The organism is Paenibacillus lutrae, assembly GCF_009757775.1.
In the GTDB taxonomy this organism is placed as follows: domain Bacteria; phylum Bacillota; class Bacilli; order Paenibacillales; family NBRC-103111; genus Paenibacillus_F; species Paenibacillus_F lutrae.
The window spans coordinates 123267-141968 of sequence record NZ_RHLK01000004.1 but is presented as its reverse complement, the minus strand read 5'-3'; the positions used below and the strand labels follow the sequence as shown (position 1 = coordinate 141968).

At 46.2% G+C, this 18702-nt stretch carries 16 protein-coding genes; 9 read left to right on the top strand and 7 right to left on the bottom strand.

What is annotated here, in order from left to right; genetic code table 11:
* Positions 1 to 402 precede the first annotated feature (402 nt).
* Together EDM21_RS09965 and EDM21_RS09960 are read left to right on the top strand one after the other, a co-directional pair.
* On the top strand, positions 403 to 1359 hold the full coding sequence (locus EDM21_RS09965) for a nucleotidyltransferase domain-containing protein (protein WP_157335175.1): 957 nt from the start codon (positions 403 to 405) through the stop codon (positions 1357 to 1359).
* A 14-nt stretch (positions 1360 to 1373) separates the two neighbouring features.
* A complete protein-coding gene (locus EDM21_RS09960) occupies positions 1374 to 1982 on the top strand; it encodes a Cap15 family cyclic dinucleotide receptor domain-containing protein (RefSeq protein ID WP_157335173.1) in 609 nt (202 codons plus the stop codon).
* 1046 nt (positions 1983 to 3028) lie between these two features.
* Here EDM21_RS09960 and EDM21_RS09950 read toward each other — a convergent pair.
* The 3 genes from EDM21_RS09950 to cyoE all read right to left on the bottom strand — a co-directional run bounded on the left by EDM21_RS09950 (position 3029) and on the right by cyoE (position 6206).
* A complete protein-coding gene (locus EDM21_RS09950; RefSeq protein WP_157335171.1) occupies positions 3029 to 4312 on the bottom strand; it encodes an ATP-binding protein in 1284 nt (427 codons plus the stop codon).
* Between the two features lies 1 nt (position 4313).
* On the bottom strand, positions 4314 to 5054 hold the full coding sequence (locus EDM21_RS09945) for a LytR/AlgR family response regulator transcription factor (RefSeq protein WP_157335169.1): 741 nt from the start codon (positions 5052 to 5054) through the stop codon (positions 4314 to 4316).
* Between the two features lie 207 nt (positions 5055 to 5261).
* Complete coding sequence (cyoE, locus tag EDM21_RS09940; protein WP_235918139.1) at positions 5262 to 6206, bottom strand: heme o synthase; 945 nt, start codon at positions 6204 to 6206, stop codon at positions 5262 to 5264.
* A 341-nt stretch (positions 6207 to 6547) separates the two neighbouring features.
* Here cyoE and EDM21_RS09935 point away from each other — a divergent pair, with 341 nt between their 5' ends.
* The 5 genes from EDM21_RS09935 to thrC all read left to right on the top strand — a co-directional run bounded on the left by EDM21_RS09935 (position 6548) and on the right by thrC (position 10322).
* Positions 6548 to 6841 carry a hypothetical protein gene (locus tag EDM21_RS09935; RefSeq protein ID WP_157335165.1) on the top strand — a complete coding sequence of 98 codons (294 nt, stop codon included), beginning with the start codon at positions 6548 to 6550 and terminating at the stop codon, positions 6839 to 6841.
* Positions 6842 to 6934: 93 nt separating this feature from the next.
* Entirely contained in the window at positions 6935 to 7762 is an 828-nt protein-coding gene (locus tag EDM21_RS09930) for a creatininase family protein (RefSeq protein WP_157335163.1), read from the top strand.
* A 180-nt stretch (positions 7763 to 7942) separates the two neighbouring features.
* Positions 7943 to 8365 (top strand): DUF1801 domain-containing protein, encoded by a 423-nt coding sequence (locus EDM21_RS09925; RefSeq protein WP_157335161.1) that lies wholly within the window; start codon positions 7943 to 7945, stop codon positions 8363 to 8365.
* Between the two features lie 16 nt (positions 8366 to 8381).
* A complete protein-coding gene (locus EDM21_RS09920; RefSeq protein ID WP_268893069.1) occupies positions 8382 to 8831 on the top strand; it encodes a phosphotransferase in 450 nt (149 codons plus the stop codon).
* 237 nt (positions 8832 to 9068) lie between these two features.
* A complete protein-coding gene (gene thrC, locus EDM21_RS09915) occupies positions 9069 to 10322 on the top strand; it encodes a threonine synthase (RefSeq protein ID WP_157335157.1) in 1254 nt (417 codons plus the stop codon).
* A 111-nt stretch (positions 10323 to 10433) separates the two neighbouring features.
* Here the strand turns inward: thrC and EDM21_RS09910 are convergent, their stop codons facing one another.
* From EDM21_RS09910 to EDM21_RS09895, 4 genes are all read right to left on the bottom strand, one after another.
* Positions 10434 to 10793 (bottom strand): potassium channel family protein, encoded by a 360-nt coding sequence (locus tag EDM21_RS09910; RefSeq protein ID WP_157335155.1) that lies wholly within the window; start codon positions 10791 to 10793, stop codon positions 10434 to 10436.
* Between the two features lie 69 nt (positions 10794 to 10862).
* Positions 10863 to 11501, bottom strand: a complete 639-nt coding sequence (locus EDM21_RS09905) for a GTP pyrophosphokinase (RefSeq protein ID WP_201280773.1) — start codon at positions 11499 to 11501, stop codon at positions 10863 to 10865.
* Positions 11502 to 11861: 360 nt separating this feature from the next.
* The gene (locus EDM21_RS09900) at positions 11862 to 13607 is read right to left on the bottom strand and encodes an ATP-binding protein (protein ID WP_166541929.1); all 1746 of its coding nucleotides are present in this window, start codon (positions 13605 to 13607) and stop codon (positions 11862 to 11864) included.
* Between the two features lie 33 nt (positions 13608 to 13640).
* On the bottom strand, positions 13641 to 14723 hold the full coding sequence (locus tag EDM21_RS09895; protein ID WP_157335151.1) for a cobalamin B12-binding domain-containing protein: 1083 nt from the start codon (positions 14721 to 14723) through the stop codon (positions 13641 to 13643).
* Between the two features lie 285 nt (positions 14724 to 15008).
* On the opposite strand from EDM21_RS09895, the gene EDM21_RS09890 reads away from it, so the two are divergent.
* Both EDM21_RS09890 and EDM21_RS09885 read left to right on the top strand, forming a co-directional pair.
* On the top strand, positions 15009 to 16769 hold the full coding sequence (locus EDM21_RS09890) for a cache domain-containing sensor histidine kinase (protein WP_157335149.1): 1761 nt from the start codon (positions 15009 to 15011) through the stop codon (positions 16767 to 16769).
* Complete coding sequence (locus EDM21_RS09885; RefSeq protein ID WP_235918128.1) at positions 16766 to 18613, top strand: response regulator; 1848 nt, start codon at positions 16766 to 16768, stop codon at positions 18611 to 18613. Before EDM21_RS09890 ends, EDM21_RS09885 begins: the two co-directional genes overlap by 4 nt.
* Positions 18614 to 18702 lie beyond the last annotated feature (89 nt).

Genomic DNA, 18702 nt, shown 5'->3' with positions numbered 1-18702 from the left:
CCTCTAAGGGCTCCTGCAAGAGACAGGCTAGGGTAGCGTTATTCCGATGGAACCGGAAGCCGCGCGGCCAGCCTTTTATTTTTGCAAGCAGAAGAAAATAAAGTTCTAGACTAAAAAATAAAATAGCCAGTTCGAAAAATATAAATTTAAGCATAGTTGGTGGCAAAGCTTAAAAGCTTTTCCTACTGTTTATACATGGAGGATTGGTAAAGATATTAGTGAAGAATTTCAATAAACACAATGTATTGTATTTATTCATTGAAATTAATTCTATATATTGAATTTTTTTGGATATAGGATAATATAGAAAATAGATACATTAGAACAAATGTGCGCGGGATTTGTTAGAGTTTTTATTGCTTTTACCCTGTGCACTAAAGCTATTTGAAAAGGGGATTAATTGTGAAGTTTACCGAGGCTATGTTAAATAATTTTTCTCAGCCACTAAGTCAAACTGAGGATCAACAATGCAAAAATGCAATAAACATGGTGGTAAGTGCATTAAAACCATTAGGATTTCAAGAAAAAAAAAGTAGTGTGGAGCCATTATATAATGACACTTATGCATATTTTCAAGATCTAGAATATGGAAATAGACGTATTAAAGTCTTTATACAAGGGTCATATGCAAATAATACTAATGTACGTACGCAAAGTGATGTGGATATTGCGGTTGTTGAAGAGGATACGTTTAGAACCCATTATAGATCGGGTGTGAGTGATACCGATTATGGATTTATCAATGCATCACTTCGCCCAAAAACGTTTAAAGATGAAATTGAAGCTGCGTTAATAGAGAAGTTTGGAGATGATGTGAACAGAGAAAACAAATCCATTAAAATATACGGTAATTCTTATCGGAAAGATGCTGATTCAGTGCCTTGCCGTAGATATAAGGATTTTCAAAATGATTTCCGAAACGATCCGAAGAATTTTATTGGTGGAATAATAATAACAGCAGATTCAGGAGAAGAGATTATTAATTATCCAGAGCAACATATTAGCAATGGTAAAGAAAAAAATGTTGCCACAAATTATTATTACAAAAAAATGGTTCGGATTATAAAGAAAATTCGATATCTTATGAAGGAAAACGGTATTACTGCAGCTGACAATGTTAGTTCATTTGCTTTAGAGTCATTATTATGGAATATTCCAACGGCGTATTATTTGGAATATAAGAACTATAGAAAGGTGTATATGTTTCAAAAAATAATAAATTACTTGAAAATCAACATACATTCATTAAGTTCATACAAAGAGGCGAATGGAATAAAATTACTATGCCCAACACATGAAAGTATAGAAAAAATGAAGTTATTTATAAATGCTCTGGAAATTTTTTATGACTATGAATGAACGGAGAAAGCTCAATGTATAACTCTAATGTATATTGGCGCATTTGGATTACCCTTGGGATAATGATATTTATCACTATTGTCCTTTTTAAGGGCCCACCTTTCAATTTCTTCTTAGTAGCGTCGGCAATAAGTGCTGCAGGTACATCTCTATTATTAGAAGCTTTGTTATTTAAGCAGTTTGTGTGGAGAAAATTTCCGCACCTTTTTTATCCATGGCTCTGTACTGTACCCTATATTGGAGGGAAATGGGAGGGGGTTTTACAATCTGATTTCATAGATAAGGAAACTGGTTTAAAAGTAGCTCCTATACCTACAACTATGGAAATAAGGCATGAATTTGATAGGATAAAAGTGACTCTTGAGACTGCTAAAAGTTACAGTAGTAGTTATACAAGCGATATTTGGATAGATGAGGGCGGTCGAAAATATCTATGTTATACATATTACAATGATGCGGACGAAAATAGAGATACTAATCCCAATCATGATGGAACAGCTAAACTAAGAATTACTATAGGTTCCGATGGTGTTCCACTCCTAGAAGGTCACTATTTCACAGGTAGGTGTACAACTGGAAAAATGAAATTTAATAGAATAGATAAAAAGAACTCAAAAGTATAAGGTGTTGCAAATGATCCTGAGTATAGGTTTAAAGAAGTTGCATTTTATATTGAATTGAATTTTAAAATAAGGGACTTAAAATGGCGGATTTAAAAATAAAGCATATATGGAAATTATAAATTATGGACAGATTCATTCACGATAGGAAAAGCGACTCAAGCTTTAGCGGAGTTCGCATTAAATCAAGGGGTGGCGAACCCTGGAAACATTACATTTGGGTCAAAGAACTTTATCTCAGTAAAAGTCGTCGTATAATACGTGGCTTTTTTCATTGGGATTAAAAATGAACGGTCACGAATTATGGGAATTATGGGGCAGTGGATCTCGAATATTCGAGTATAATTTTACATTATATTCTACTGTTTTAAATATTTCATTGAAAAAAAGGAATATTAGAGGCATAAAGGATGGGGACAAGTTATTATACAACGTCCTATCGACAAACCAGGTGCATTATGAATACAGCTATTGCAGGTAATTAATTCCATAAACAGTTAACAGGGAGTGGAGCGCTAAGTTTGGGGTATCTGATGGAAAGCCGTCGATCTCAATCACTCCGAGAATAACAGATGAATATGCAACTGTTTTAAATTGGAAAAAATAATTGTGTTATCATTATATTGTAAGTAGGCTATATGCACCTTTCAATATAATAAACGGAGGAATTGAAATGTTAGGTTTCCTCATAGGCCTTTTTATCTTCTGTTCTTTATGTGCCATTCGCTCTGCTATTATAGGTGAAAAGTTTTCAAACTTTGCAATATACGCTTTTCTATCCGCCCTAGCTATTGCATTTTTAGGAGAAATTATACTTGGTAATTTGTAATATCTTAAACTCTACTTTAATGTAGAGTCAGCCTGTAGACATAGTTCCGAAAGGATCAGGGTCTACAGGCTTTTTGTCGAATAGAGAAAAGTAAGATTGATCCCTGATCGCATACTGTATGCCGCTTACGCCATAATCGGACACGATCTTCCAAGCTAGTGTCTTTGCCTTTTCTTTAACGGGGTTCTGATTCGTTTGAGCAAATATAGAGGTGACCGGTCTAAGGATTGTTCGTTGAAAATGGCAGCAGGACCATATTATTAAATACTTTATGTTTGGCTTCAAGGGTCATATGCCCCCCATACTTGTCGCAAATTCTGGATATATTCGTTAGTCCGATCCCATGAAATTCCGGGTTTGGTTTTGGGCTGCGTAAGTGGGCGCCTTCATTCTCCATATGATTCATGATGTGAATGAGCAGGGCGGACTCGGTAGCATGTATTTTAATAAGCATGTACCTGTCTTCTGCGATCTTGATCTGTTTGGAAGCTTCAATTGCGTTATCCAGCATATTGCCCAAGACCACACATAAATCATAACGCTCAATCGTAATTGCTTGGGAACGAAGATTAAGCCTGGTGTCGATTCTTATGCCATTGGCCTGCCCGATATCAAGTGTATTGGTGACAAGGGCATCTATAACCAAGTTGCCGGTATTCACCCGTTGATAGGCTCCTTCGATTTTGTTTAAGGTTGTTGTGATATGTTCCTTTGCCGCTGCTAACTCATTGCGCTTAATACATTCTTCAATATACAAAAACTGTTGATTCGTATCGTGAATGATTCTTTTGATGGATTTGAAGCTGTGAACAATTTTTTCGTAATTCGCATCCTGATAGTTCATCTGCTGCTGGAGCTGAGCATTGTCATGCATAAATTGAAATTTATCCATAATCGTATCATACATATAGACAATCATAACGTTTAAGAAAAGAAAGCCGATAGCCGAAAGGAAAGTATAGAAGCTCTTATAAGTTAAAATATTCAGGTGATATATACTCAGGAGCGGAATAACCAGAAACAAGGCGTAGTACCGGTAAGGCAATGAAAAACTTCTTCGTTTGGTCACTAGCCGCATCATCTGAATAACAGCAAACATAATCATACAGCTGAGTAGAACAAGTTTCGTATAGGCAATTGGATCGGGTTGATTTACAAGGCTGTCAAAGTCGAGTGAATCCAGGATATATAAAATATATAGGGAAATAAAATTAGCGATAGACATTATTACACCGTAAAGCAGTGAAAAAATGATCTTGGTTCTAATTTCTACTTGGTAAGATTGGACAATACTGAATATCATAAGCAAGGGAAGAATCGTATATAAGATTGGAGAGAAGGGAACGACCAGATAGAAGTAACCAGACAGCCCGAAGGTGAAGAAGTAGGGGATGCGGTTATGTTTTTTGGCTGATTTATCGAAAACCGAGTTAAAGAAAAAATTAATTTGAACGCCAATCACCAGTATAACGCATAGGGCGATAGGTAAATTATTTTGGAACATATCATTCGACCTTCATAATCATAAACTTGGTATAAAAATCTTTAACCTCTTTAACTTTAGAACGCCCAATGGGCAGTTCCGACCCGTTGGACATTAGAACAACTCCGCTAGCAAACTTCCTCACATGAAGCAGGTTTATAATAATGGAACGATGGATTTGCAGGAAGTTGCTGTCTTTTAAGGTCAAAGCATAATCAGAAAGGATTCCTTTGCTTCCATAGGTTTGATTAACGGTTGTAAAATGTAGTTTGCTTTTAATAGTTAAGCTTTTGGCAGCTTCAATACTGATGAGGTCATCGTACTTGATAACGACTTCATCATAGGCGGACTTGATGACCATAAACTTTTTATCCAGTGCTTGAAAGTATTGGCACAGCTTGATCACTTTCTCTTCCAAGATCGAAGGAGCAACGGGTTTTATTAAATACTGGAATGTCATGACGTCAAAACTTTCTACCATATATTCAGGATAGTTTGTCAGAAAAATAATTTGCTCATCCAGGTTATTTAACCCTCTTAGTCTACGTGCTGTTTGAATCCCGTTGATTCCGCCCATTTCAACATCCAATATCAGAATATGGAACGGGGTGTTTTGGTGCAGATAATAGGTTACCAGCTGCTCTCCAGAACCGAACAATTCGATTTCAAATTCTATATTGATCTTTATCGACAAAGTAATCAGAATGCTCTTAACAAGTTCTCTTTGTTTCTCCTCATCATCGCAAATAGCCACCCTATACATAGGATACACCTCTCTCCGTTCCATTCCATTGTTCAAGCACTCTATGTAAGCATGATATAATTTTTTGACTTTGTATAGATAGCTTTTGGATGAAATGCATATTCCAATCCCTGAACAGAATTATATGAGGTTACAAGCAAGGGGCAAATAAAAAGACTTCCCTGATTGGGAAGCCCGTTGTTTTGGGTGGCATCTGGCTGCAGCGGCTTACTGGGGCATGAAAGGCCCGAAAAATATTCCCATCAGAGAGTAGATAATGATCGTCAGGAATAAGAGAGTCATATGGATAAGTGAAAAAATGAACATGGATTTCGCCCATTTTTCAGACTCCATTTTTTTGTAACCGTACACGCTTAAGACAAGCCACGCCACGCTTAAAAGAAGTGCGACCAGCATAATGCCAATACTTAACGATCCAAAGAGAAAGCTTACTGCAATTAAAACAACCAGATACACATTCGTTTGTATATAGGTTCGTTTAACACCCTTAACGACCGGGAGCATGGGGACATTAGCCGCCTTATAATCATCGTGCTTACGAATCGCGATCGCATAGAAATGAGGCATTTGCCAGAGAACGGTTATGACGAAAAGTCCAAGAATCGCAGGATGTGTAATATCCGGATAGATAGCGGCCCATCCTATGAGCGGCGGCATGGCTCCTGAAATACTTCCTATCTCCGTGTTGTAAATCGTGCGGCGTTTGCTCCACATCGTATAGGGGACTACATAAATAAACAGCCCCGCAAATCCCAAGACTGCGGCCAGCGGAGTCGTAAAGGCAAGAGCGGTTAATCCCAGAACGGCCATCACAATGCCGAGCCACAGGACGGTTACAGGCTTAATGGCGCCGGTAACGGTGGGTCTGTTCTTGGTTCTTGCCATAACGGAGTCAATGTCGCGATCGTACAGGTTGTTAAAGGTACCCGCGGCCCCGATGACCAGAATCGAACCGATCAGGGCTAATACAATGACTGGAAGTTTCCCCACCAAATCAATTTGGTAAGTGTATAGTGCCAAAGTCAGACCGGCCAACATCGGTAATAAATTAGATTTAATGATCCCTGTCTTGACGGTTTGCGCCAGTATAGTTGACAAAGGCTGTGGAGGCGCAGCCAAGGGAGTGGGTTGATTGTTGCTATTGCTGGGCATTAGTTCTGCTTTCATTCCTTTCCTTCATACACAAACTATTTAAATTGTAGCATAAAAAGACCCTTCTATCTGCAAATATAGACGTTTGTCCGGGATCGTTCATAATTGCTGACGGGAAATGCTGCTATTATCTTGTAAAAGGAAGAAGATTATCTTTCAATCGAGAAATGGGGATCAACATGTTAAGGAAAGTTCATGAGCTCAAAGAAGAAATTAAGAGGAAAAGAAAGCACGCTGAGATTATTGTAGAGGTATGTACGATTGAACATCCTGATAATCAGATTCTGCAAACCATAGATACTTTTCTGTGCACAAGGGGATGTTTCAAGAGGGATATAGATATGAAGGAAACGGATCAACACGGTGTAAATAAGCTGCTTGATTATGCACTGACTAAGCAAATGGTACATGACTTGGATATGATGAGCTCAGGGGAAGCGAAGGCCCTTATAAATAAATTTTTTAATCTGTTCGGGGCAGCAAACAAAAGATTGTTTACCAATGCAAAATATGACAACGGTTTGTCTTGGAGCTCTATTATGAAGGAAACTCCGGGTGTGATCTATTTTGATACGGGTGTTGTGGTAGTAACACGTAATTTGATCGGAATCTTGTGGATAGCAGATAAAGGGTAGTGTATGCGAGGTACGGTTTTTTTATGAGGAAAGGCTGGACATCTATTTTACGTTGGTAATAAAATACAAACATAGAAGATTGGAGGAATGCGCGTGACTTATTCCATATTTGAAGATACCATGTCCGACATGAGTTGGACGGAGATTCAAGCGAGCATTGACAAGGGGGCTATTGTATTACTGCCGTCTGGAGTTATAGAGCAGCAGGGACCTCATATTGCTACAGGATCCGATATATATGTAAGTCACTTGATCTGCCGGAAGATCAGAAACGAGCTTAGGAACAACAATAGAGAATGCCTAATCGCACCACCTTTTTACTGGGGAATCAATCATGTCACGGGTGGTTTTCCGGGTTCGTTTACTTCGAGGAAAGAAACGGTGATTCATGTCCTGTTTGATATTTTCGCGAGCTTGAAGCAATGGGGGGTTAAACAGGTGTTCCTGGTGGACATCCACGGTGATTCCGTGAACGGAGAAGCCTTATATGAAGCGATCACGGCTGCGCGCACAGAGCTGGGTCTGGATGCCCGTTCTTTAATTTCCCATTGGATTGCGGAAGATCTGGGGATTGATCAAGAAAATGACAATTTCTTAATCTTTGATGTGGATCTGGTACTGGAAGATCTCTACGCACCGGAATATTTAGATGTCCACGCGGGAGAGAGCTGCACAGCCATGATGAACAAATTTTTCCCTGAGCTGGTGAATGTTGAACTTGTCCGGGAACTCGAATCTACGAATCTCAGCCATGAGGATTTTAAAAAATGGCTTACCGGTGGAGAAGTGGCCAAAAGCATAACTCCGTATGGTTATTTTGGCGCTCCGGCGGATTATGGCAAGGTAGACCTTACTGAGATCAACTTTGTAGATAGTTTTAGTAAATTCGCCTCCATTCGCTTAATGGACTATTTGAAGTAATACCGCGTAATATGAAAAGGCCTGCAAGTAAGGGCTCAGAGATTATAGATGTCAGTAAACAATGATTGGAATGATTTTGTCAGCTGCGTGACATGGTTTGCTCGACCGACGGATAAGTGTAAAAGTTGATTCTGCGGATAACCTAAAAGGACACTTACATCAAAGAATGGAGATCTGCACATGTACGAGCTAAAAACCAAAGAAACGGATGCCAGTGTTATCGAATTCATAGAAAGTGTCGGCAGCCCACAGAAACGTGAAGACGCCTATCAATTGTTAGATATTTTCACTGAAGCCACCGGGTACGCAGCCAAGATGTGGGGGCCGACTATTATCGGATTTGGCTCTTATCACTACAAATATGAATCGGGCCATGAAGGCGATGCACCTCTGGTTGGCTTTTCACCTCGTAAAGCGAAGATAAGCTTGTATTTTGCGACAGGGGATACCCGAAGAGATGAACTGTTAGAGAACTTGGGCAAACATACGGCAGGAAAAGCATGCGTGTATGTGAATAAGCTGGCGGATATTGATGTGGATGGTTTACAAGCTTTAATCCGCGAGTCGGTGAGGTTTTTGACAGAGAGATACCCGAGCGGGTAAGTCTAGTATACGGTCGATGATCGAGCAGGGCGTTCTGAAGGAACAGGATTATGCTGTGTTAAGAGAGACAATGGACAAGATAGTTGAAGACTTGTCAGGATATCAGCTGAATGAACAAAGATGGGGACTTCTCCACGCAGATTTGCATGAGGACAATTATCTTGCCCATGATACTCAATTATTGCCGATCGACTTCTCCTGTTGCGGCTTCGGGCCCTTCCTGCTTGACGTTGCCGTGACATGTCTCCATCTCGATGTGCCAAGACGAAAGCAATTAGCGGAAGCTTATATGCAGGAGAGAGGAATTGCTGGGGAAGAACTTCTTTATCTGGATGCTTATATCATCCTCGCTGTTATCCGTAACTTTGCTTTCCACACGCGACATCCGCATGAACATGAGGGATTAAGGAACAATTTCCCTTTTTTCGCCGAACATTATTGCCGGCCTTATTTAAATCGAGTTTAAGCTCATTAATTATTCACTCGTCTACATTTGAATCGGATGCATAAAGACTGGCAAAACTATTGATTTTTTGAATAGAGTATGCCAAAATACCACACAAAGATCCAATTTCCTTAATGTTCCTGATATATTTATCTGGAGTAGAAGAAACCAGATTCATTCTTGCCAGCCATTACCGTGAAGCGGTGATGAATCCGATCCTGTGAGGAGGAAGATAGGCTATTAGTCTATCGAAATCAAATGAAATTTGTTTGCGTAGAATGTAACGAGGAATTTTCAAGCTTTCGCTATACCTGTACTTGTAACGGGATGCTGGATATCCGTCAGGATTTCTCCGGACTGGATGCGGAAGAGTTAAAACAGCTTTTTCACAGCCGTCTCTCCGACCGGTTGTCTCCATATGCGAGCGGCGTGTGGCGCTACAAAGAGCTGATCTTCCCTGAAGTGGACGACTCCGCAATCGTGACTAAATACGAAGGCAACACAGGCCTGTACCGCAGCGAGGCGGTAGCCCGTTATGCCGGAACTCGCAGCGTGTGGCTCAAGGCGCAGAGCGAGAACCCAAGCGGCTCCTTCAAGGACAACGGCATGACGGTTGCCGTCACTCACGGCCGTTCGCTTGGTTATGACCGCTTCACATGCACGTCGACGGGGAACACATCGTCCTCTCTTGCCATGTATGCGTCCATCGCGGAACGCAGCTCATACGTGTTTGTGCCGAACAAGAATATTTCACTCAATAAAGTACTTCAAACTTTAGCTTATGGCGCTAATATTTTCTCTATTGAAGGAACCTATGATCACGGGATCAAATTCCTGGAGGAAAATAGCGAGAAGCTGGGTCTCTATATTTGCAATTCGATCAATCCATTCCGGATTGAAGGCCAGAAGAGCATCGTGTACGAGCTGGCCCAGGTACTGAGCTGGAAGCTGCCGGACTGGATTGTCGTCCCTGGCGGTGCGCTCAGCAATGTGTCGGCGCTGGGTAAAGGCTTGTCTGACCTGTACGCTCTCGGCCTGATCGACAAGCTGCCGCGCGTCGCGCTCATCCAGGCCGAAGGCGCGAGCCCGTTCTACAAGATGATCTCGGAAGGCAAGGCGGCGCTCGAAGCGGAGCCGAATCCTTATACGAGAGCATCAGCCCTGAACATCGGTGATCCGCCGAGCTGGCGCAAGGCGCAGCGTACGCTGCAGGAGACTAACGGTGTGGCGGTTTCCGTTACGGACGAAGAAATCCTGAATGCCAAGGCCGTCGTGGACGCTTCCGGTATCGGCTGTGAGCCTGCTTCTGCTGCAACAGTAGCGGGACTTAAGAAGCTGGTCGGCCAGCAGATCATCGATAAGGACGAGACGGTTGCCTGCATTCTGACAGGCAACATGCTCAAAGACACCGATGCGCTCAGGGAATATCATTTGGAAGAAAACAAACCGTTCTCGAACAAAATCATTCCGGCGAGTCTGAGCTTTGAAGATATTCTGGCGGCCATCAAGTAAAGAACCGCGGCCGGCAGCCAGTTAATTCCATAATCAAACCAATAAAGAGCCCCGACTTTTCCATTCTCCACTGGAAGGTCGGGGCTCTGCCTGTTGTTGTATCACCGGTCTTTATTCCTGTTTGGCGCCTCTTCTTAGGCGTGACGGTTTATTTTTACTGGTTAAGATGCCGAAGGCTACGTAAAGAATCAACCCCAGGAATAAGCCGGTTCCGGCAATGATATAGAAGATGGTGAAAATCTTGCCGAACTCTGTCTGCGGCGCAAAATCCGGGTGGCCGACCGTGCTGAGGGTAGCTACACAGAAATAAAGGGAATCCAGCCAGGATAGTCCTTCTACTTCATGATAGAAAATCGTGCCCGAAAATAAGATCAGCAGGGTAAGCACAAACAGCACTTGAAAATCCTTTTCTTTGAATGCATGCCATATTCCGGTCAGCAGTCTTTTAAGCGTCAGTAGAAAAGATACCATATTTCGATTTCATCTCCATTTTGATGTATCCGGGTGTCTGGGATGGAGCAGCTTGAGTGCCTGCGCATTTTACGCCCGGGCAGCTGCGTCCAGGGGTGGGTTCATCGAATTGATGTGATTCTGTACATCTTCATTCAAGGCAAGCATCCTACGGTCCAGAGAGGAGATCATATCGGCCGTATCCTTAAGCTCCTGCTGGATTTGGGGAGGTATGCCTGCGTTGTATTTGTAATAAATCTTGTGCTCCAGACTGGCCCAGAAATCCATGGCAACAGTCCGGATTTGGATTTCTACAGGCACATGCTCCACCCGGTTCGTCAAATAAACCGGAATATCAATAATGAGATGGAGGCTCTGGTATCCGTTTGGTTTCGGATTTTGGATATAATCTTTTGTTTGTATGACACGCACGTCGTCTTGTCCGCATATCATTTCATAAATCTGGTACATATCCGTTGTAAAAGAACAAATAATCCGGATGCCCGCAATATCACGGATATATTGTTTCGTATTCTCAATGCTTACATCCAGATTTTTGCGTTTAAGCTTGCTGACGATGCTCTCCGCCGATTTAATCCGGGTTTTCATATGCTCGATGGGGTTGTATTCATGAATGAACTGGAATTCTTCATTTAAAATTTGCAGTTTCGTACTGACTTCATCCAAAGCAAATTTATAAGTGAGTAAGAACCGGGCCCATTCTTTCATGTTTTTTAATTCCAATTTCAAATTAATCCTCCTATAAATACCTTTGCACTGAGGATGTGTCTTATCGGAAGAGACGCATAAACAGCTCTATTTAAAAGTTTACAAGTTCCTGGCCGTGAACACAAATTTGATGAGTTGCCAGGCATGTAAAGGAGATATCCTCGGTATGCAAAAAAGATTGTAAAAAAGAGTGCAGATTTTTTATGACGGCTCCGATAAATACAATAGGCTGTAAGGGTTGTAGGACGAGCGGTGACGCAAGGCTTGCCATTTGCCGCCGGTAAGAAAGCTCATAATTTGGCGATGCACACAAAAAAACCAGACGTCGTGACGTCCAGTCTAGTGTAGGTATAACATAAATTAGAGCAGCCTCTGCAGCTCGCAGCAAGCTTCTTCATAAGCCTGCCACAGCTCGCGCATTGCAGCATCCGAGTATTCGACCGTTCCACCCTTGGCTTGTGTTTCGATGTTCTCGAACAGCTTAGACAAATGATCGATTCCAAGGCTCAGACTGGTTGATTTAAGATCGTGAGCCATGTAGCGTATCCCTGCCAAATCTTTGCTCCGCAGCCTCTCTTCGAGTTGATGAAGTTTAGCGGGCGCCTGCTCTTTGTACATGCGCAGCAAGAGAGCAAGGACACTCGGAGAACCAGGCTCATCCAAGCCGTTCAGCTCCTCGATGACTTCCGGTATAAGAATATGCCGGTTGGTTGAGATAGGCGGACCTGCCGGCAGCCATTTGCGGACTGCCGTCTGCAGTTTCGCCAGCTGCAGCGGTTTGGTCAGGTAGTCGTCCATTCCGGCGTCCAGACAGCGCTGGCGGTCACTAGCCATGGCGCTGGCCGTCAGCGCGATGATAGCCGTGCGCGGGTGCCGCCGGGCGGTTTCCCACTCTCGGATCAGCTCCGTGGCCTGCAGACCGTCCACGACGGGCATTTGCGAGTCCATCAGAATAAGCGAATAGTCTTTGCGGGACCTGGCTTCAATGGCTTCCTCGCCATTCACAGCCGTATCAATTTCGGTAAAACCAAGCTTCTGCAGCTGCAGAAGCGCGACCTGCCGGTTAATCGCATTATCCTCGACAAGCAGCAGGGGCTGCTTGCGTTCTTCGTCCGTAAAGGCTTGTGAGCCGCCAATAGCTTGCTTGGCATTCCTGGATGCCGCCGCCGTGTCCGCCTGATAGTCGGCTTCGGCCGGCAAGGCCAGCTGAAGCTCGAACCAGAAGGTGGAGCCGGAACCGATCCTGCTCGTTACATCAATCCGTCCCTCCATCCATTCAACAAGTCGTTTGCAGATTGAAAGACCGAGGCCCGTGCTTTTCTGCGCATCTTCGTGCTGTGTATGTGCCTGGTAGAAGGGATCGAATACCCGGTGTACATGTTCATCGGCAATCCCGATTCCCGTATCGGATATTTCAAATCGCAGCGTCTGGTATGCGGATGAGCTTTGCAACAGCCTGATCCGGATTTGAATGTCACCGTTCTCCGTGAATTTAATGGCATTTCCGGCCAGGTTGATCAGAATCTGCCGGATTCTCCCCGCATCGCCGATCAGATGGCTGTTTACCGTGTCGTCAATGACACCTTGCAGGGTATTGTTCTTGCGGGCCGCGTTAGGCTCCAGGAGCCGGATGGCATGATCAAGCAGCTTCCTGACTTCGAACGTTTCCGGTTCGGCCTGCATGTGCCCGGCTTCGATTTTGGATAAATCCAGAATGTCGTTAATGATGGTAAGGAGAAGAGAAGCGGACTCCTCTATAATGGCGATGGACTGTCTCTGCTCGTCTGTCTCCAGTGTATGGGACAATAATTCCGCCATTCCCAGTATGCCGTTCATGGGGGTGCGGATTTCATGGCTCATGGTCGCCAGAAACATACTTTTGGCCTCGTTAGCCCGTTCTGCTTCCGCTTTGGACTGAACCACCTCGACATTAGTCTTGGATAGCTCCCTCTGTAAGTTAACAAGCTCGTTATTCAGGGCACTGAACTCGGATAATACTTGTTCCTCACGGTGTCTTGCCTGTATGAGCTGATTAGACAGCTTCTCAATCGTCTGGCGATAATGGGTGATTTCGGTTAGGTCTTGCTCGGTGTAATTCGGATCCACGTAGAATCCTCCTTCCTCGGCAAACGAAGGCCTTTAAATAGGCCGTGCTAGTTCGTTTCCGATACGGTGGTGCTTCCAGTGTTCCGCCAGCCGGATGGCTTCCTGCGCGTCGTTGGCGTAACCGTCGGCTCCGACTTTACGCCAAAGTTCCCGGTCAATATTAAACGGCAGTCCTCCCACTAGAATGTGCACATTATCTCCTGCTTCGCTGCTGCGAATCTCAGCGATCAGTTCCTCCACCAAGTGCACATGGAATGTCATCGTTGCCGAAATAGCGACTATATTGGCCTTTTTCTCGACTAGTGTCCGGATTAGACTGCGTGAGGGGACATTGGCACCCAAATAATAGGTATCCCAGCCATTCAGCTCGAATAGGTCAGAGACCATACGCAGTCCGATCTCATGCAGTTCTTCACCGACACAAGCGGCTACCATCGTGCCGCCGTTGCGCTTCGTTGCAAATAAGTAGGGGTATAGGTGCGACATCACCATCTGCGTGGCGGCAGTACACAAGTGCTCCTGTGCCACCGAGATCTGATTGGTCTGCCAGAGACGGCCGATTTCCCTCTGGGACGGTTGGAATACATGAAGGTATAAATCAGTGATAGGGATGCCCGCTTCCACACGGTCCAGAACGAGCTGCAAAGCCTCTCTGCGGTCCGCCCGGAGCAGGGCATTCGTGTATGCGGTAGCCGTATCCGCTAACGGCTGGTCAGCGGTCAGGAAAGATTGTGAAGCAACAGCGGATTGCATTTGATTCAGTCCGACATGTACATACTGGACGATCAAGTTCCGGTCCGGCTCATCGAAATGTTCATTAACAGCTTGCTCGATCAACTGGTAGTTAAGGGCCATATCTTCCTTGGACAACTTGTAGCCGGCGAGCAATTCCACGGCCCAGGACGTGTAATGGCTGAATAAATCCGGGCTTTGCATATGAATGCTCTCCGCCAGATAACGGATACTGTAATTGGAGTCCTGCCGGGCCAATTGCCGGCCGCGCTCTCCAAAACGATCCATGAGATCGGGTTGAAGCTGATACTGCAGATGAGTGACATATTCCGCTAATTCGTCGGCCATTCGTAAAAGGCGCCGACCCGTGTCTTCATGATTCATGATTCGGGTTGACCTCCTTTAACAATATGAAGGCTTGTAAGAATGAACTAGCCTGCGATTTATGCCTTGCGACAAGGTGAAATACAAGGTGAAAATGTCTTACATATCTTCTATTATACTCTTTTACGGCACATTTGGAAATTGGCTGGATAGATATGCCCTTTAAATTGTTGGGCTTTTTCTGCGATATTTATGATACGATTAGGAAAAATCATTCCATTTCAACTAACACAAAACAGAATTTTCCATTGGAAAAAGCCGTAAAAAAACTAGCGGGGGAATCGTATGAAGCGGTGGCTGGGGCGTTCGCTCAAACGTAAATTATCTTTTCTGATGCTTGTGTCTATCGGGATTCCGCTCCTGTCCTTCGGGATATTTTCTTATCAGATGGCCGCCTCGGTGACCGAAGAAAAGGCATCGCAGGCCGGTATGAATTTATTGGCTCAAATGCGGACGAATCTGGAGCTTATGGTACAGGATGTCGAAAATATGTCTATATTTCTAATCGGGCAAAGAGATGTCCAGCAGTACCTGTCGGACACGCAGTGGGATGCTCTGAGACCGACGATCATTATCGGTTTTTTGACTAATTTGGCGTTTTCCAAGCCTTATATCGCTGAGATTACGATCCATTCTGCCCGCGATCTTCCGGAATTGTCCAATACGAGTATTGTAAAGTCCGGAATGCCGGATTGGCCGGGGCCCAAAGATATATCGGAAGGGGATCGTCCCAAATGGTGGACGCCTCTTTATACAAATCGCACTACGATAGGAGAGCAGAGAGTGATCTCCCTTGTTCGTCCTGTCCGCAGCACGAATACATTTGCCCATCTGGGCAGAATGACGATCAGCCTGGATCAGAACGTGATTGCGGAACTGGTGCGTAAGTCGGCAATCAGTGAGAACGGGCAGGTGTTCCTGCTGGACGGCGAGCGTAAGCTGGTCGCGGGCGGAAATTCGAAGCTGTGGAACAGTCCGATTAAAGAATGGATGCCGGATCTTCCCGAATTGGAGGGCACCTCCGGAACGTTCAATATAGGTGAAGGCAAAGAGAAGAGGACGGTCCTCTACGATACTGTGCCCGGTGTAGACTGGAAGCTGGTCGGGGTTATGCCGTTCGAAGATTTCCGCAAGCAGAACGAATATGTGCTGCTGCTTACGGCTTTGGCCGCAGCGATTGCGGTCGTGCTGGTGTCGTCCCTGGTTTTGTTCTTCGTGCAGAAGGTGACCGAGCCGCTCTTAATGCTGACGCGTTTCCTGAAGGATACCGATCCGGAAGAACCGATGAAACCTTTGCCCGTTACATCCGCAGATGAAGTCGGGCAGCTGATGAGAAGCTATAACCGGCTCAGTGACCGTATTGAGCGTCTGACCGAGCAGGTTAAGCGCAATGAAGCCCGCAAGAAAGAAACGGACATGTTGGCGCTTCAAGCGCAAATTCATCCTCACTTTCTATATAACACGCTGTCCTCGGTGCATTGGATGGCGCTGATGAGCAACGATATGAAAATAGCCGAAATGGTAGGACATTTGAGTGACTTCCTGCGTTTCAGCCTGAACAAAGGTTCCGAGTTCTGCGAGGTGCAGCAGGAAATCTCGCATGCGCAGCATTATGCGGCCATTCAGGCGGTCCGCTATCCGGATAAGTTTACGATTGATTTTATTGTAGATTCTGAAATCAGGCAGAAGAAGGTCTTGAAGCTGCTTCTGCAGCCCCTGATCGAGAATGCGCTTATTCACGGCATTCAGAAGCAGGCGGAGACAGGGAAGATCTGTGTCTACGTCCAGCAGATGGGTACCGAAATTACATTCATGGTCGAAGATACCGGGGTGGGTATCGATCCGGATAAGGTTAACGAAATTCGTGCTGCATTGTCCGAAACGGCGGATGAGCCTGTTGTTCCGGGCAGCTACGGGCTGCGCAATGTTCACCGCAGGCTGCAGCTTCATTACGGCCCGGAAGCCGGCCTGCATATACGCAGCCGGGTAGGTGAGGGAACGATTATTACCTTTACGATACCGGTCATAGAAGGAGCTGGATTATGAATATTCTGATTGTCGACGACGAAGTCATTATCCGCACCGGACTGAGTACAGTCATCCAATGGGAGGAGATGGGCTTCAGGCTGCTGCGGTCCGCCGAGTCTGCGGAGGAGGCTCTGGAGCGTATTGCCTCCGAGCATCCGCATATCATTCTTACGGATATCCGCATGGGCGGAATGGACGGGATTACGATGGCGGAGAAGGTTAAGCAAGTGCTGCCGGAGACAGAGATCATCGTGTTGACGGGGTACGATGATTTTGCCTATGTACAGCAAGCTATCCGCAGCGGTATTGGCGACTATTTGCTCAAATCAAGCCGTCCGGATGAAATTATCCGTGCGGTGATGAAGGCGAAGCAGCGGCTGCTCAGCAAATGGGAGGCTCATAAGGCCGATAACATGCAGCGCAAAGCTTACCGCAGCAAGATGCTGGAGCGGCTCGTGACGGAGGGGGTCGACGACCCCGAGTCACTGAAGCAGCTGCCCCGGCTGCTCGGCAGGCTTGGACTGGCAGCCCCGGCTCAGGCAGGAGAAGACGGGGAGCCGGAGCTGTCCGATTCACGCAAGCTGCTGCCTGCAGAGAGTCTTCCGGGGCGGTCCGGTGCCGCCCGGCAGGCAGCGGACGGGCGGCACGGGGCTGACCAGCCGCATGGAGAAGGTGAGCGGCAGCCGAGCAGGACTGCGGCGCGGGCGCACGCCGGGTCTATGCCGCCCGCGGGTGCTGCCGCCCAGCCTTGCGCTGATCAGGAGCCCCGGCTGCAGGTACTCCTGATCAGCGTACAGGGCTGGGGCGACACACGCGCCTCCGGCGGCCTGCTCCGCTTCGCCGTGGATAATATGCTCGGCGAACTGCTCCCCTGCGAGACGCTGCAGCGTCAGGGCGACATTCTCGCCGTGCTGCGCACCGACGATCTCGGTACGGAGGCGCTGCGCAGCGAGCTTGCACGCATTTCAGACAAGCTGAAATGCGTGCTGTTCGCCGCTGCGGGCAGTCCCGTGCGCGGGCTCGCGCAGCTGCCGCATTCGTACCGCGAGGCGGTCTATGCGGCATCCTTCCGTAGCATAACCGGCAGCGAGCTGCTGCTGCTGAGCGAGACGGTCAAGGGGCGCAAAGGCGGCCGGACTGTCTGCTCGAAGGAAGAGGAGTCGGAGCTCGCGGTGCTGCTGAAGAGCGGCAATCCCATCGACCTGCGCCACTTCGTGGAGCGGGTGATGGATGCGGCGCTGGTAACCCCCGATGCGACGCCCGCTTCTCTGCAGGCGTACTCGCAGTCAGTTGTGATTGCCGCCCACCGATGGCTGGAGAGGACGGCCTCCGCGCTGGGCCTGACGGATCTGCCGCGGCTTCTGCCGTCTCTGGGCGAGCAGTCGGACACGGAGCATGCTGCTGCGCCGGATGACCTCAGACTGTCTCCGGGCACGGCAGGAGACGGGCTGGGAGATCCGGGAAGCATGAAGGACACCTTGTACAAACGGCTGCGCGTGATCATGGAGACCTATTATCAGTACTTGTCCCAGGATGGGGTTCTCTACGTGAAGAGAGCGATTTCGTATATTCAGGACAATCTGGATCATGCGCTGACTCTCCAGCAGGTGGCAGGCCATGTCCATGTGAATCCGAATCATTTCAGTGAAGTATTCAAACGCGAAACCGGCGTTACCTATATTGAGTTCGTCATGCGGGAGCGCATCCGGCGGGCTGCCGAAATTCTGAGCGAGACGCCGATCAAGATCGGCGAGGTAGCCAAGAAGGTCGGATATGAGGACATCAAATATTTCAGTCAGCTGTTCAAAAAGTTCACCGGGCAGACACCGTCGGAATTCCGCTCTGACCGGGAGGGAAAGTGAAAATAAACAGCCAGACCGGAAGGGAATTCTCTTTACCGGACTGGCTGTTTTTTTAATGGAGGAGAGACTCCTGGATCTGCGTGCGCGAG

Bases quoted from the DNA above. Each gene is read 5' to 3' on its own strand.
- EDM21_RS09905 (WP_201280773.1), bottom strand. From the start codon at position 11,501: ATGAAAGAATGGGCCCGGTTCTTACTCACTTATAAATTTGCTTTGGAT.
- EDM21_RS09885 (WP_235918128.1), top strand. From the start codon at position 16,766: ATGAATATTCTGATTGTCGACGACGAAGTCATTATCCGCACCGGACTG.
- EDM21_RS09950 (WP_157335171.1), bottom strand. From the start codon at position 4,312: ATGTTCCAAAATAATTTACCTATCGCCCTATGCGTTATACTGGTGATT.
- EDM21_RS09960 (WP_157335173.1), top strand. From the start codon at position 1,374: ATGTATAACTCTAATGTATATTGGCGCATTTGGATTACCCTTGGGATA.
- EDM21_RS09920 (WP_268893069.1), top strand. From the start codon at position 8,382: ATGATCGAGCAGGGCGTTCTGAAGGAACAGGATTATGCTGTGTTAAGA.
- EDM21_RS09910 (WP_157335155.1), bottom strand. From the start codon at position 10,793: ATGGTATCTTTTCTACTGACGCTTAAAAGACTGCTGACCGGAATATGG.
- EDM21_RS09925 (WP_157335161.1), top strand. From the start codon at position 7,943: ATGTACGAGCTAAAAACCAAAGAAACGGATGCCAGTGTTATCGAATTC.
- cyoE (WP_235918139.1), bottom strand. From the start codon at position 6,206: ATGCCCAGCAATAGCAACAATCAACCCACTCCCTTGGCTGCGCCTCCA.
- thrC (WP_157335157.1), top strand. From the start codon at position 9,069: ATGAAATTTGTTTGCGTAGAATGTAACGAGGAATTTTCAAGCTTTCGC.
- EDM21_RS09890 (WP_157335149.1), top strand. From the start codon at position 15,009: ATGAAGCGGTGGCTGGGGCGTTCGCTCAAACGTAAATTATCTTTTCTG.
- EDM21_RS09895 (WP_157335151.1), bottom strand. From the start codon at position 14,723: ATGAATCATGAAGACACGGGTCGGCGCCTTTTACGAATGGCCGACGAA.
- EDM21_RS09935 (WP_157335165.1), top strand. From the start codon at position 6,548: ATGAAGGAAACGGATCAACACGGTGTAAATAAGCTGCTTGATTATGCA.
- EDM21_RS09945 (WP_157335169.1), bottom strand. From the start codon at position 5,054: ATGTATAGGGTGGCTATTTGCGATGATGAGGAGAAACAAAGAGAACTT.